The organism is Lolliginicoccus suaedae (assembly GCF_008312885.1).
In the GTDB taxonomy this organism is placed as follows: domain Bacteria; phylum Actinomycetota; class Actinomycetes; order Mycobacteriales; family Mycobacteriaceae; genus Lolliginicoccus; species Lolliginicoccus suaedae.
The window spans coordinates 904501-918846 of record NZ_VSSO01000001.1; the positions used below are offsets into that span (position 1 = coordinate 904501).

At 69.0% G+C, this 14346-nt stretch carries 12 protein-coding genes; 7 read left to right on the forward strand and 5 right to left on the reverse strand.

Going from position 1 to position 14346, the window contains the following annotated elements:
* Window positions 1-23: 23 nt before the first annotated feature.
* The 3 genes from sufD to FXO18_RS04155 form a co-directional block, all read right to left on the reverse strand.
* Window positions 24-1247 (reverse strand): Fe-S cluster assembly protein SufD, encoded by a 1224-nt coding sequence (sufD, locus tag FXO18_RS04145; RefSeq protein WP_149359767.1) that lies wholly within the window; start codon window positions 1245-1247, stop codon window positions 24-26.
* Entirely contained in the window at window positions 1247-2653 is a 1407-nt protein-coding gene (gene sufB, locus FXO18_RS04150) for a Fe-S cluster assembly protein SufB (protein ID WP_149360097.1), read from the reverse strand. The genes sufD and sufB overlap by 1 nt, the downstream gene beginning before the upstream one ends.
* A gap of 62 nt (window positions 2654-2715) precedes the next feature.
* Window positions 2716-3600: a helix-turn-helix transcriptional regulator gene (locus FXO18_RS04155; protein ID WP_407936422.1), complete on the reverse strand. Its 885-nt coding sequence runs from the start codon at window positions 3598-3600 to the stop codon at window positions 2716-2718.
* 95 nt (window positions 3601-3695) lie between these two features.
* Here FXO18_RS04155 and mptB point away from each other — a divergent pair, with 95 nt between their 5' ends.
* The 4 genes from mptB to FXO18_RS04175 all read left to right on the forward strand — a co-directional run bounded on the left by mptB (window position 3696) and on the right by FXO18_RS04175 (window position 8188).
* Complete coding sequence (gene mptB / locus FXO18_RS04160; RefSeq protein WP_235900481.1) at window positions 3696-5321, forward strand: polyprenol phosphomannose-dependent alpha 1,6 mannosyltransferase MptB; 1626 nt, start codon at window positions 3696-3698, stop codon at window positions 5319-5321.
* Window positions 5322-5332: 11 nt separating this feature from the next.
* The gene (locus FXO18_RS04165; protein ID WP_149359768.1) at window positions 5333-6277 is read left to right on the forward strand and encodes an ABC transporter ATP-binding protein; all 945 of its coding nucleotides are present in this window, start codon (window positions 5333-5335) and stop codon (window positions 6275-6277) included.
* A 1-nt stretch (window position 6278) separates the two neighbouring features.
* Window positions 6279-7142: an ABC transporter permease gene (locus FXO18_RS04170; protein ID WP_149359769.1), complete on the forward strand. Its 864-nt coding sequence runs from the start codon at window positions 6279-6281 to the stop codon at window positions 7140-7142.
* A gap of 71 nt (window positions 7143-7213) precedes the next feature.
* Window positions 7214-8188: a COX15/CtaA family protein gene (locus tag FXO18_RS04175; protein ID WP_149359770.1), complete on the forward strand. Its 975-nt coding sequence runs from the start codon at window positions 7214-7216 to the stop codon at window positions 8186-8188.
* A 33-nt stretch (window positions 8189-8221) separates the two neighbouring features.
* Here the strand turns inward: FXO18_RS04175 and FXO18_RS04180 are convergent, their stop codons facing one another.
* On the reverse strand, window positions 8222-8506 hold the full coding sequence (locus FXO18_RS04180; RefSeq protein ID WP_187774191.1) for a hypothetical protein: 285 nt from the start codon (window positions 8504-8506) through the stop codon (window positions 8222-8224).
* Between the two features lie 94 nt (window positions 8507-8600).
* On the opposite strand from FXO18_RS04180, the gene FXO18_RS04185 reads away from it, so the two are divergent.
* Entirely contained in the window at window positions 8601-9566 is a 966-nt protein-coding gene (locus FXO18_RS04185; RefSeq protein ID WP_149359772.1) for a quinone oxidoreductase family protein, read from the forward strand.
* Window positions 9567-9739: 173 nt separating this feature from the next.
* Here FXO18_RS04185 and FXO18_RS04190 read toward each other — a convergent pair whose 3' ends face one another.
* Window positions 9740-10648 (reverse strand): heme o synthase, encoded by a 909-nt coding sequence (locus FXO18_RS04190; RefSeq protein ID WP_149360099.1) that lies wholly within the window; start codon window positions 10646-10648, stop codon window positions 9740-9742.
* Between the two features lie 365 nt (window positions 10649-11013).
* Here FXO18_RS04190 and tkt point away from each other — a divergent pair, with 365 nt between their 5' ends.
* Both tkt and tal read left to right on the forward strand, forming a co-directional pair.
* Entirely contained in the window at window positions 11014-13113 is a 2100-nt protein-coding gene (gene tkt / locus FXO18_RS04195; protein WP_149359773.1) for a transketolase, read from the forward strand.
* Window positions 13114-13200: 87 nt separating this feature from the next.
* Window positions 13201-14334: a transaldolase gene (gene tal / locus FXO18_RS04200; RefSeq protein ID WP_149359774.1), complete on the forward strand. Its 1134-nt coding sequence runs from the start codon at window positions 13201-13203 to the stop codon at window positions 14332-14334.
* The last annotated feature ends 12 nt before the right edge of the window (window positions 14335-14346 follow it).

Sequence of the window (14346 nt, forward strand, 5' to 3'; positions counted from 1 at the left end):
CTGAATGTTTTCGTGGGCTGGCGTCAGGCACCGACGGCCGCGAGCTCGGCCTCGATAGCGGCGTCGATGCGCTCGCGCAGCTCCGGGATGGTGATGCGGTTGATGAGCTCGTGGAAGAAGCCCCGCACGACGAGCCGGCGAGCCGCGTCCTCCGGGATGCCGCGGGAGAGCAGGTAGAACAGCTGCTCATCGTCGAACCGCCCGGTGGCGCTGGCATGGCCGGCACCGAGGATCTCGCCCGTCTCGATCTCGAGGTTGGGCACCGAGTCGGCCCGCGCCCCATCGGTGAGGATGAGGTTGCGGTTGAGCTCGAAGGTGTCGGTGTCCTCGGCGGCGGCTCGGATGAGCACGTCACCGATCCACACGGTGTGGGCATCGCCCTTGCCGAGGGCGGGATCGCCCTGCAGCGCGCCCTTGTACACGACGTTGGACTTGCAGTTCGGCACGGCGTGATCGACGAGGAGACGGTGCTCGATGTGCTGGCCGGCGTCGGCGAAGTACAGGCCGAGCAGCTCGGCCTTGCCGCCTGGCCCGGCGTAGCGCACGTTGCTCGTCACGCGGGACAGGTCGCCGCCGAGGCTCACTGCGAAGTGGCGCAGCTCGGCATCGCGGCCCACCTGGAGATGCTCGGTGCGGATGTGCACGGCATCCTCGGCCCAGTCCTGCACGGTGACCACCGACAGCTTGGCGCTGTCGCCGACGATGATCTCGACGTTGTCGGCCATGATGCCGCTGCCGTGATGGTCAAGCACCAGGGTGGCGCGCGCGAATGGCTCGACACGGACCTGGATGTGCGTGTACGCGGTCTTGCCCTCGCCGGGACCGTTGAGGGTGATCGTGACGGGATCCGGGAGTTCCTGCTCCTTGCGGACGGTCACGATCGTGGCCTCGGTGAACGACGAGTAGGCCAGCGCGGCGACCCGGTCGGCAGGCGTTCCTGCATCGCCGAGCCGCTGGTCCTCGCGGCCGACCGTCTCCACGGTGATGCCCTCGACGCCAGTGACGTCGATGCCGACCTGGCCGTCAGCGGCAGCTGATCGGTTGTGCAGGCCGCGGAGCCGGCGCATCGGCGTGAAGCGCCAGATCTCATCGCGCCCCGAGGGGATCTCGAAGGCGTTGACGTCGAAGGAGGCGAAGAGCTCCCCCTTGTTGACCGCAGGGGTCAACGGGGCGGCCTCGCGGTTCTCCCCGGCGATAGCGTCCCGGACCCCAGCGGTTCCGGCACCAGCGGGTGTACTGGCAGTCACTAGCCCACGGCCCCTTCCATTTGCAGTTCGATCAGTCGGTTGAGCTCGAGCGCGTACTCCATGGGGAGCTCCTTCGCGATGGGCTCGACGAAGCCGCGCACGATCAGCGCCATGGCCTCGTCCTCGTCCAGTCCGCGGCTCATGAGGTAGAACAGCTGGCTCTCGCTGACCTTCGAGACGGTCGCCTCGTGCCCCATCGTGACGTCATCCTCGCGGATGTCGACATACGGGTAGGTGTCCGAGCGGCTGATCGTATCGACGAGCAGCGCATCGCACTTGACCGTGGAGCGCGAGCCATAGGCGCCCTTAGCGACCTGCACGAGGCCGCGGTAGGAGGCACGACCGCCACCACGCGCGACGGACTTGCTGATGATCGTCGACGACGTGTGCGGCGCGAGGTGGAGCATCTTCGCGCCCGTGTCCTGGTGCTGGCCCTCGCCCGCGAACGCGACCGAGAGGACCTCGCCCTTGGCGTGCTCGCCGGTCATCCAGACGGCCGGGTACTTCATGGTGACCTTGGAGCCGATGTTGCCATCGATCCACTCCATGGTCGCGCCCGCCTCGGCCTTGGCGCGCTTGGTGACGAGGTTGTAGACGTTGTTCGACCAGTTCTGGATGGTGGTGTAGCGGCAGCGGCCGCCCTTCTTCACCACGATCTCGACCACTGCGGAGTGCAGCGAGTCGGTCTTGTAGATCGGCGCGGTGCAGCCCTCGACGTAGTGCACGTAGGCACCCTCGTCGACGATGATCAGCGTGCGCTCGAACTGGCCCATGTTCTCGGTGTTGATGCGGAAGTAGGCCTGCAGCGGGATGTCGACGTGCACGCCCGGCGGCACATAGATGAACGAGCCACCCGACCACACCGCGGAGTTGAGCGCGGAGAACTTGTTGTCACCGGCGGGGATGACCGAGCCGAAGTACTCGCGGAACAGTTCCGGGTGCTCGCGCATGCCGGAGTCGGTGTCGAGGAAGATCACGCCCTGCTGCTCGAGGTCCTCGCGGATCTGGTGGTAGACCACCTCGGACTCGTACTGGGCCGCGACGCCGGAGACAAGGCGCTGCTTCTCCGCCTCGGGGATGCCGAGCCGGTCATAGGTGTTCTTGATGTCCTCGGGCAGGTCCTCCCAGGAAGCAGCCTGCTTCTCGGTGGAGCGCACGAAGTACTTGATGTTGTCGAAGTGCACGCCGGACACGTCCGCGCCCCAGCTCGGCATCGGCTTGCGCTCGAAGATGCGCAGTGCCTTCAGGCGCGAGTCAAGCATCCACTCGGGCTCGCTCTTCTTCGAGGAGATGTCGCGCACGACCTCCTCGGAGAGGCCACGCTTGGCGACGGAGCCTGCGTCGTCGTTGTCGGACCAGCCATAGTTGTAGTGGCCGAGCGAGGCGATGGTGTCCTCTTGGCTCATCGGTTCCTGGCCAGGCTTCTGCGCGATGGCAGCATCTGGCAGGGCCGATTCGGATGTGACGGTCATGCGTGCTCCTCCCGGAGTCGTTGGGGGCCTGCTGCGGGCTGTGCAGCAGGACTCGACTGGGTCTGGTGTTCTAGCTGTTCCTCGCCGGCCGCTGGCGCCCCGGTACCGGTGGCGCGGGCTGGCAGGGGCACGTGGGTGGTGCACGCGCAGTCGCCGTTGGCGATCGTAGCGAGCCGCTGGACGTGGGTTCCCAGCACCTCCGCGAAAACGGCCTGCTCGGCCTCGCACAGCTCGGGGAACTCAGCGGCCACGTGCGATACCGGGCAATGGTGCTGGCAGATCTGCACCCCTGAGCCCACGCGCCGCGTCGATGCCGCGTAGCCGGCTGCCGTCAGCGCCTCGGCGATGCGACCGGCCGTGTCCTCCACCGCATCCGATCCGCCGTCGTGGCTGATCGAGCCGATGATCGAGCGGACCCGGCGATCAGCGAACCGCTCGATGATCTCGTTCCCACCGACGGCGCGCAGCTCGCGCATCGCGGCGGTGGCCAGGTCGTCGTAGGCGTGGGAGAGCCGTTCCCGGCCCGCCGCGGAGAGCATGTATTGCTTGGCGGGCCTGCCGCGGCCCCGTTGCTGGTAGCGCGTGGTGGCCGCGACCTCGGCATCGCCGTTCTCTAGCAACACATCGAGGTGCCGGCGCACGCCCGCGGCACTGAGGCCCAGGGTGGTGCCGACGGCTGATGCCGTGATGGGCCCCTGCTCGAGCAGCAGCCGGACAACCTCGGCCCGGGTGCGGCTCTCATGGGCGAACCCGCCGGAAGCCACCACGGCATTCGTGGCGCTGCCCGCGCCACGTTCCTGCCCTGGTACTGCTCCGATTGTTTTCACAACACTAGTGTGACGGAAATCGACCAAGGCGTCTACCCAGGACACCCTTAGCATGCCAGTGGCACCCACGCGGGGAACGGCGCCCAGTAGGCTGCTCTACTGTGCCGGCGAAAACCCCCGCGCCCCGCGACAATCCCACCACGCCGCCCGTGCCCCCGCCACGGCGACGGGGCCTCGCGCGCCTCGACGACCGCCTCGCTCACCTCCACGGCGACGAGGCCCCCCGGCCGCCGCTCGATGCCGCCGAGACCGCCCGGTTCCGTGTCGTCCGCCGCTTCGGCGCGGCGGGCGCCATCCTCATGGCCGTCGCCGCCCTCGGCGCCGGCGCGCAGCCCGTGCTGCAGAACCCCGTCGCGGGGCTGCGCATCCTCGGCCTGCCCGCCCGCATGCCCACCGTCGCCCTGACCCTCGGCATCACGGGCACCGCCATGGTCATGCTGGCCTGGCTCATGCTCGGCCGGTTCGTCATCGGCAACTTCGTCACCCACACCGCCCCGCGGCGGCTCTCGCGCCCCCAGCTCGACCACACGCTGCTGCTATGGATCGCCCCGCTGCTGATCGCTCCCCCGATGTTCAGCCGGGATGTCTACTCCTACCTCGCGCAGAGCGAGATCGGCGCGCGCGGGCTCGACCCCTACGCGCTCGGCCCCGCCCAGGCCCTCGGCGTCGAGCACGTGCTCACCCGAACGGTGCCCAACATCTGGCGAGAGACCCCGGCCCCCTACGGCCCGCTCTTCCTCTGGATGGGCGAGGGCATCGCCTCCATCACCGGCTACAACATCGTCGCCGGGATCCTCCTGCACCGTGCCCTCGCTGTCGCCGGGGTCCTCATGATCATCTGGGCGCTGCCCCGGCTCGCCCGGCGCTGCGGGGTCGACCCGGTGATCGCGCTGTGGCTCGGCGCCGCCAACCCCCTCGTGATCTTCCACCTCGTCGCGGGAGTCCACAACGAGGCCCTGATGATCGGCATGATGGTCGTCGGCGTCGAGGTCGCCCTCAAGGCGATAGAAGGCGCCGCGCCGCTGCGAGGCCGGGCGCTGCTCGTGCTGCTCGGCGGTTGCATGATCATCGTTTTGTCCGCGACCATCAAGATCCCTTCCATCCTCGCGCTCGGCTTCATCGGCATGGCCCTGGCCCGGCGCTGGGGCCGAGGTCTCGTCTCGATAGCCCTGTCCGCCATGCTGCTCGCCGTCCTCGCCGCCACCGGCATCGCTGCGGCATCACTGGCCAGCGGCCTCGGGTTCGGCTGGGTCAACACCCTCGGCACCGCCAATGCCGTGCGCAGCTGGATGTCCATCCCCACCCTCCTCGGCCTCGGAACCGGGCAGGTGGGCGTGCTCCTCGGCCTCGGGGACCACACCACCGCCATCCTCAACGTCACCCGGCCGATCGCCGCGGTCATCGCCGCGGTCATCGTGGTCCGCATGCTCTTCGCCACCCATGCGGGACGGTTGCATCCGGTGGGCGCGCTCGGCATCTCCCTCGCCTCGATGGTGTTCCTGTTCCCCGTGGTGCAGCCCTGGTACCTGCTCTGGGCGCTGATCCCCCTCGCGGCCTGGGCGACCCGGCCAGTGTTCCGCATCCCCGCCATCGCTATCTCCGCGATCATCAGCGTCATCCTCATGCCCAACGGGGCCGAGTACGAGCCGTGGGTCATCGTGCAGGCCGTCTTCGGCGCGCTCATCATCCTCGGGGTGCTCGTCGCCGTGCTGCGCCGGCGCCCGGTATGGCGCGAAGCGCTGCCCGTTTTCCACAAACCCGCCCCGAGCGCCTAACCTGAGACGTCGTGAGCCACCCCGCACCGGAACCCCCAGATCCCGCCGTGGCGCTGCGCGGCGCGCGCAAGAGCTTCGGTGCCACCCACGCCGTCAACGATCTCGATCTCACCGTCCCGCGCGGCACCGTCCTCGCGCTGCTCGGCCCCAACGGCGCGGGCAAGACCACCACCGTGGAGATGTGCGAGGGATTCCTCTCCCCCGACTCGGGAACAGTTCGCGTCCTCGGCCTTGACCCGGTGGCCCAGCGCGCCGAGCTCGCGCCCCGGATCGGCGTCATGCTCCAGGGCGGCGGCGCCTACCCCGGGGCCAGGGCCGCGGAGATGCTGCGCCTCGTCGCGCGCTACGCCCGCGACCCGCTCGACCCGGACTGGCTGCTCGCCACCCTCGGGCTCACCGACGCCGCCCGAACCCCCTACCGACGGCTCTCCGGCGGGCAGCAGCAGCGCCTCGCTCTCGCCTGCGCGCTCGTGGGCCGCCCCGAGCTCGTATTCCTCGACGAGCCCACCGCCGGCCTTGACGCCCAGGCGCGCCGCCTGGTGTGGGAGCTCATCGAAGCATTGCGCCGCGACGGCGTGACCGTCCTGCTCACCACCCACATGATGGACGAGGCGGAGCACCTCGCCGATCACATCGTCATCATCGACCACGGCCGCGTCATCGATCGCGGCACCCCGAGCGAGCTCACCAGCCGGGGCGCCCACGGGCAGCTCCGCTTCACCGCCCCGCCCGGGCTCGACACATTGCTGCTGCTTGCCGCCCTGCCCGAGGGATACCACTGCCACGAGCACTCCCCCGGCGTGTACCTCGTCGAGGGCGACATAACCCCGCCCATGCTCGCCACCGTCACCGCCTGGTGCGCGCGCATGAACGTGCTCGCCACCAACCTGAGGGTCGAGCAGCGCTCGCTCGAGGACGTCTTCCTCGAGCTCACCGGACGCGAATTGCGAGGCTGATATGACGTCGACCCCCGCACGATCCAACCCAGAACCTGCCACCTCGCCATCCGCCGGACCATCGCTGGCGCCCCCGCTGGCAAGCAGGTTCCCGCCCGGGACCTTCGCCCCGGCGCCCCAGGCGAACCGGGCGCTGCCCATGCTCGCGGCCCAGGCCCGCCTCGAGCTCCTGCTGCTGCTGCGCAACGGCGAGCAGCTGCTGCTCACCTTGCTGATCCCCATCACGCTGCTCATCGGCTTCACCATCCTGCCCGTCGGAACCGTCAGCGAGCCCCGGGCCGCCGCCATCATCCCCGGCATCCTCGCCCTCGCCATCATCTCCACCGCGTTCACCGGGCAGGCCATCGCCGTGGGGTTCGACCGCCGCTACGGGGCCCTCAAGCGCCTCGGCGCCACGCCACTGCCCACCTGGGCCATCATCGGCGGCAAGTCCGCCGCGGTCATCATCGTCGTCGCGCTCCAGATGGTGGTGCTCGGCGCGATCGCCCTCGCGCTCGGCTGGCGTCCCGCCCCCCTCGACCTGCTCGCCAGCATCCCCGCCGTGGCTGTCGGCACCGTCGCGTTCGCCGCGCTGGGGCTGTTCCTCGGCGGCTGGCTGCGTGCCGAGATCGTCCTCGCGCTCGCCAACCTCCTGTGGTTCGTCCTCGCCGGCATCGGCAGCATCGTGCTCGCATCCTCCGTCTCTCCCGGCACCGCTCCGGCCAGCAGCGCCGCCACCGTCGCGGAGCTCACCCCCTCCGGCGCGCTCGTCGCCGCGCTCCAGGACGGGCTCACCGGCCAGGCCGGGCCGATTCCCTTGCTCATCCTCGCCGCCTGGGCCGCCCTCTTCACCATTGGCGCCGCCCGCACCTTCCGGTTCACCTGAGCCGGGGCTAGGCTACCGGGGCGAGGCGGCTGGGGCGAGGCGGCGATCACCCCGCCCGACCCTCTACCATCATCAACGTGATACGTGCATACCTGAGCCTGGTCGAGCGCCTACCCCTGCCGTCGCTACGGACCCAGCGGATCATCGCGATCCTCGTCATCCTCACCCAGGCAGGCATCGCCGTCACCGGCTCCATCGTGCGAGTCACCGCATCAGGGCTCGGCTGCCCCACCTGGCCGCAGTGCTTCCCCGGATCGTTCACCCCCGTGCCCGTCGAGGAAGTAGCCACCGTCCACCAGATCGTCGAGTTCGGCAACCGGCTGCTCACGTTCATCGTGGTGGCCGTCGCGATCGCCATCGTTCTTGCCGTCACCCGGGCCCACCGCCGCCGCGAGATCATCGCCTACGCCTGGGTCATGCCACTATCGACCGCGCTGCAAGCCGGGATCGGCGGCATTACAGTGCTCACGGGCCTGCTCTGGTGGACCGTAGCGATCCACCTGCTCGTATCGATGGCCATGGTGTGGATCGCGGTCGTCCTCTACAGCAAGATCGGCGAGCCTGACGACGGCGTGGTCCGGGCAGTGGTCCCCGGGCCGCTGCGCGCCCTCACCGTCCTCTCCGCCGCAGTGCTCATCGCGACTCTCATCGCCGGCACCATGGTCACCGCTGCGGGCCCGCACGCCGGGGATGACTCCGTCGCGCGCCTCCAGATCGAGATCGTCTCGCTCGCGCACGCCCACTCGCAGTTCACCGTGGCCTACCTCGCGCTCGTCGTTGGCCTTGGCTTTGGCCTCGCCGCGGTCCGCGCGCCGCGCAACGTGCTGCGCGCCCTCGGCCTACTCGTCCTCGCGATCATCGCTCAGGCGATCCTCGGCATCACCCAGTACACGCTCCAGGTGCCCGCTGAGCTCATTCCGTTCCACATCGCGGGCGCAGCGCTGTGCACCGCTGCCACGGCTGGACTGTGGAGCACCATGACGGTCCGCCAAGCGCCACTCCCTGCCCGGACCAGCCCCGGGGACCGCATCGCGCAGCCCGCCTAGAGGTGGCCCGGCGCAGGAGGGAAACCCCAGCGACTAGGAGTTCGCCACCCAGCCCGCCATGCGCAGGGCATGTCCAGGAGCCGGGGTCGCTACCGACGTGAGCTCACGATCCCACTCGGCCTCCTCCAGGTTGTCTGTCTGCTCCACCAGCGCCCGCGCGGTGGCAAGGTCGGCCACGACCTGATCGCCGAGGATCCCGTCCGCGCCCACCAGCGTCACGCGCACACCGATGCGCCCGAGCGGCTGCAGCACTGCCTTGGCGGAACCACCATGAGCGCCGATGAACTCCTTCACCGCTGATGCCGCGCTACCGGGCACCACGGCCCCCTCCTGAATCTGGTTCTCACTCATAGCCACAGGTTACCGGCAGGCCCATTCGCATGGACATCCGGAAGGGTGTAGAACACAATTCATGCGCGCAATCCAGGTGAACCGACACGGTGGCCCCGACGTACTCGAGCACCACGAGCTGCCCGACCCGGCCCCGCGCGCCGGGGAGCTGCTCGTGCGGACCGATGCCATCGGCGTGAACTTCATCGACGTGTACTTCCGAACGGGCACCTACCCCACGGAACTGCCCTACATCCCCGGATCCGAGGCAACCGGCACGATCATTGCTATCGCTGACGGCACGCAGGGATTCTCCGTCGGAGACCGGGTCGCCTGGGCCGCAGCGCCTGGCAGCTACGCCGAGCTCGTCCGCGTCCCCGCCAGTGCCGCGGTCGCGGTCCCTGATGGCGTGGCGCCCGAGGTCGCTGCATCCATCCTCCTGCAAGGCATGACGGCCCACTACCTCATCAGCTCCGTGCACCCCCTCAAGCATGGAGAGACGATCCTCGTCCACGCTGGAGCCGGTGGAGTGGGCCTGCTGCTCACCCAGCTCGCCGCGGCACGCGGCGCGACTGTCATCACGACCGTCTCCACCGATGAGAAGGAACAACTCTCCCGGGAAGCCGGTGCCGCCCACGTGCTCCGCTACGGCGCCGATCTCGCCCAGCGCGTGCGTGGCCTCACCGACGGGCAAGGCGTGGACGCTGTGTTCGACGGGGTGGGCCGCGACACCTTCGACGCCAGCCTTGCCAGCGTGCGGGTCCGCGGCATGGTCGCGCTCTTCGGCGCCGCCAGCGGCCCGGTGCCCCCGTTCGACCCCCAGCGCCTCAACCAGGCCGGCTCCGTGTTCCTCGCGCGCCCATCCCTCGGTCACTTCCTCCGCACCCGCGAGGAGCTCGAGTGGCGGGCCGGAGAAATCCTCGATGCGATCGCGGATGGGACGCTCGCGCCGCGCGTGGGCGCGACCTATCCGCTCGCGGAAGCAGCGCGTGCGCACCAGGACCTCGAGGGCCGCCGCACCACGGGCTCGATCGTCCTGCTGCCGTAGCGGTGCTGGCTCTGCGAGCGGCGCGGGCTCTGCGAGTGGCGCGGGCTCTGCGAGTGGCAAAAGCACCGGAAACGGTCAAACGCGATAGAAAATCCGCAGGTCCATCCGGGTTTTCTATCGCGTTTCCAGCGGCGGCCGGGTCTGGCGGCGGCCTGGTCTTGCAGCGGCGGTCGCTATCCGGCGAGGAGCTCGCCGACGGTGGCGAAGCCGAGCACGGAGTCCACGGCCAGGGCGAAGAACACGGCCGCGAGGTAGTTGTTCGACATCAGGAAGAGCTTGAGGGGCTTGACGGGCTCGCCAGCCTTGACGCCCGTGTAGAGGCGGTGCGCCATGACGAGGAACCAGATTCCCACCACGAGGGCGGCGACCGCGTAGATCACGCCGGTCCACCACGCGAGCACGAGCGTGGTCACAACGGTGGCCCAGGTGTAGATGACGATGCGCTTGGTCACCCCGGCCTCGTCCATGACGACGGGCAGCATGGGAACCCCGGCGACGCGATAGTCCTCCTTGTAGCGCATGGCTAGCGCCCAGGTGTGCGGGGGCGTCCAGAAGAACACGATCAGGAACATGACGAGGGCGGGCCAGGCGAGGCTTCCCGTGGTGGCTGCCCAGCCGATCATGACGGGCATGCATCCGGCGGCGCCGCCCCACACGATGTTCTGCGACGTGCGGCGCTTGAGGATCATTGTGTAGATGAAGATGTAGAACAGGATGGTCGCTACCGCGAGCAGTCCTGCGAGCAGATTAGTGGCCCACCAGAGCCAGGCGAAGGACCCGGCTCCGAGCAGCAGGCCGAATACCAACGCGTGGGAGGTGGGCACGGCATCGCGGGCGAGCGGACGCCGGGCGGTGCGCTTCATGACCTTGTCGATGTCGGCGTCGACCACGCAGTTGAGGCTGTTGGCGCTTGCTGCTGCCATCGTTCCACCGAACAGCGTGGCGAGGATCAGCAGCGGATCAACTGTGCCGCGCGAGGCGAGCAGCATCGCCGGAATGGTCGTGACGAGAAGGAGCTCGATGACGCGCGGCTTGGTCAGCGCCACATAGGCCATGACCTTGCTGCGTGCCTGGCCGAGCATGCCTCCAGGTGCTACGGGACGCTCGGCGCCCGCTTCCCCGCCTGCCTCGTGCGCGCTCGGGGCGAAGCCATGCCCGTTGCCTGCTTGCGCCCTCATCCGCACTTTGTCTCCTAGCGATACCTGGACTCACGTTGCGTGATGGCGTGCCCGCGCGCAGGGGCCGCTGCCAGGATCCTCGTTTCGTTCCGGTGCCTACAGACCATGATGGTAGTCGGAGCGGTCGAACCTGCCGAATCACGGTATCCCATGAGCTCCTCCCGCGACTCGCTGGCTCCGGATTCGCCGCCAGGGCGGCGGGGATGGCACCATTGAGCAGGGAGACCATCGGTCCACTACAGTTCCAGCATTCCAGGAGAAGCCAACCAGTGTCGGTTACAGACGAGATCCGCACCTTGACAACCCCTCACGTACCCGATGACTGGACGGAGCTCGACACTCGTGCCGTCGACACGATCCGGGTGCTGGCAGCCGATGCCGTTCAGCATTGCGGGAGCGGGCACCCGGGCACCGCGATGAGCCTCGCTCCGCTTGCCTACGTGCTCTACCAGCGTGTCATGCGTCACGACCCGACCGATCCGGAGTGGGTGGGCCGCGATCGGTTCGTCCTCTCCTGCGGTCATTCCAGCCTCACCCAGTACATCCAGCTGTACCTCTCCGGCTACGGCCTCGAGCTCGATGACCTCAAGCAGCTGCGCAAGTGGGGAAGCCTGACTCCCGGCCACCCCGAGTACGGGCACACTTCTGGAGTCGAGATCACCACTGGTCCGCTGGGCCAGGGCCTCGCGTCCGCGGTGGGCATGGCCATGGCTGCCCGGCGCGAGCGTGGACTGCTCGACCCGTCCGCACCGGTCGGCGAGAGCCTGTTCGATCACAATGTCTACGTGATCGCCTCCGATGGCGACATCGAGGAAGGCGTCACCTCCGAGGCATCGTCGATCGCGGGCGTGCAGCAGCTCGGCAACCTCGTGGTCTTCTACGACGCCAACGAGATCTCCATCGAGGATGACACCGCCATCGCGCTCGGCGAGGATGTCGCCAAGCGCTACGAGGCCTACGGCTGGCACGTCGAGCAGGTGCAGGGCGGCGAGAACGTCACCGGCATCCTCGCGGCGATCGAGCGGGCCCAGCAGATCACCGACAAGCCCTCCATCATCATCCTGCGCACCATCATCGGCTACCCCGCGCCGAACAAGATGAACACCGGCGCCTCCCATGGTGCCGCGCTCGGCGCGGACGAGGTCGCTGCGGTGAAGTCCGCGCTCGGCTTCGATCCCGAGGCCAGCTTCGACGTCGATCCCGCCGTCATCGATCACGCCCGCGAGGTCGTCAAGCGTGGCCAGCAGGCGCACACCGAGTGGCAGCAGCGGTTCGACGAGTGGGCCAGCGCGAACGACGAGGCCAAGGCGCTCTTCGACCGGCTGCACGCCGGGCTCTTCCCCGAAGGCTGGGAGACGCACCTGCCGACCTGGGAGCCCGACGAGGCTGGCGTCGCCACCCGCAAGGCCTCCGGCAAGGCGCTCGCCGCGCTCGGCCCGATCCTGCCGGAACTGTGGGGCGGCTCCGCGGACCTCGCCGAATCGAACAACACGACCATCCCCGGCTCGCCCTCCTTCGGCCCGGAGAGCATCTCCACCGCCCACTGGAAGGCCCGGCCGTTCGGTCGCACCCTTCACTTCGGGGTGCGCGAGCACGCGATGGGCTCGATCCTCAACGGCATCGTGCTGCATGGCCCCACCCGCGCCTACGGTGGCACGTTCCTCGTGTTCAGCGACTACATGCGGCCGGCCGTGCGCCTCGCGGCCCTGATGCAGATTCCGGCGCTGTACGTGTGGACCCATGATTCCATCGGTCTCGGCGAGGACGGCCCCACCCACCAGCCGATCGAGCATCTCGCGGCCCTGCGCGCCATCCCGAACATGTCGGTGGTGCGCCCAGGCGACGCGAACGAGACCAGCTTCGCGTGGAAGGCCGCGCTCGAGCACCGCACCGGCCCCACCGCGCTCGCCCTGACCCGCCAGAACGTGCCCGTCCTCGAGGGGACGCGCGAGAAGGCCGCCGAGGGCGTCGCCCGTGGCGCGTACATCCTGCAGGATGCCGAGGCATCGGACCTGCAGGTGATCCTGCTGGGCACCGGTTCCGAGCTGCAGCTCGCGGTCGCTGCCCGCGCGGCGCTCGAGGCCGAGGGAATCGGCACCCGGGTGGTCTCGGTGCCCTGCCTCGATTGGTTCGAGCAGCAGGATGCGGAGTACCAGGAAAGCGTGCTGCCCGCCGCGGTTCGCGCTAGGGTCACCGTAGAGGCCGGCATCGCGATGCCGTGGCATCGCCACCTCGGCTCGTATGGCAAGGCCGTGTCGCTCGAGCACTTCGGTGCCTCGGCCGATTACAAGACCTTGTTCCGCGAGTTCGGGATCACCTCCGATGCTGTCATCGAGGCGGCTCGCGCCTCGCTCGCCGCTGCCCGATAACTCCACACCAGACTCCCCACCGCGGTGCCACGGTCTGCCTCCGGCCGAGGCAGGACGTGGCACCGCTTGATTTCCAAGGTTGGCACCGTGCCCGAAACCCAGAACAGCAACCTGGCCCAGCTCAGCGCCGCTGGCGTCTCCGTGTGGCTAGACGACCTCTCCCGCGAGCGGCTCGATTCCGGGAACCTCGCCGAGCTGATCGCCACCCGCAGCGTCGTCGGTGTCACCACCAACCCCACGATCTTCCAGGGCGCCCTGACCAAGGGCGATGCCTACCAGGCACAGTTCACCGAGCTCGTCGACCGGGGAGCCGACGTCGACGAGGTCATCCGCGGGCTCACCACCGATGATGTCCGGCGCGCCTGCGACCTGCTCGCCCCCGTCTACGAGGCCAGCGGCGGCATCGACGGCCGCGTCTCCATCGAGGTCGATCCGCGGCTCGCGCATGACACCATCTCGACCGTCGCGCAGGCGCTCGAGCTGTGGAAGATCATTGACCGGCCCAACCTGCTGGTCAAGATCCCCGCGACCGAGGCCGGGCTGCCCGCGATCACCCGCGTCATCGGCGAGGGCGTCAGCGTCAACGTCACCCTCATCTTCTCCGTGGACCGCTACGAGGCCGTCATCGGCGCTTTCCTCGCTGGGCTCGAGAAGGCCCGCCATATCGGCCGCGACATCTCGCACGTGCATTCGGTCGCGTCGTTCTTCGTCTCCCGCGTCGATTCCGAGATCGATAAGCGTCTCGAGCAGATCGGCACGGAGGAAGCGCTCGCGCTGCGCGGCAAGGCCGGACTGGCCAATGCGCGGCTCGCCTACGCGCTGTTCGAGCGTGTCTTCGGCGGCTCCAACGACCTCTGGAACACCCTCTCCCACTCGGGGGCGCACGCGCAGCGTCCGCTATGGGCCTCCACGGGCGTGAAGAACCCCGAGTACCCCGACACGCTCTACGTCACCGAGCTCGTCGCGCCGCAGACCGTCAACACCATGCCGGAGAAGACCCTCGAGGCCGCCGCCGATCATGGCACGGTGCATGGTGACACCATCCGCGGCACGGCCGAAGAGTCGCAGCAGGTCTTCGACGCCCTCACCGCAGCCGGGATCGACCTCGATGATGTGTTCGCGCAGCTCGAGACCGAGGGCGTGGACAAGTTCGAGAAGTCCTGGGGCGAGCTGCTCGACGCTATCGACGCGCAGATCAGCGACGCGCGAGCGCAGGGCTGATCGGACCGGGAC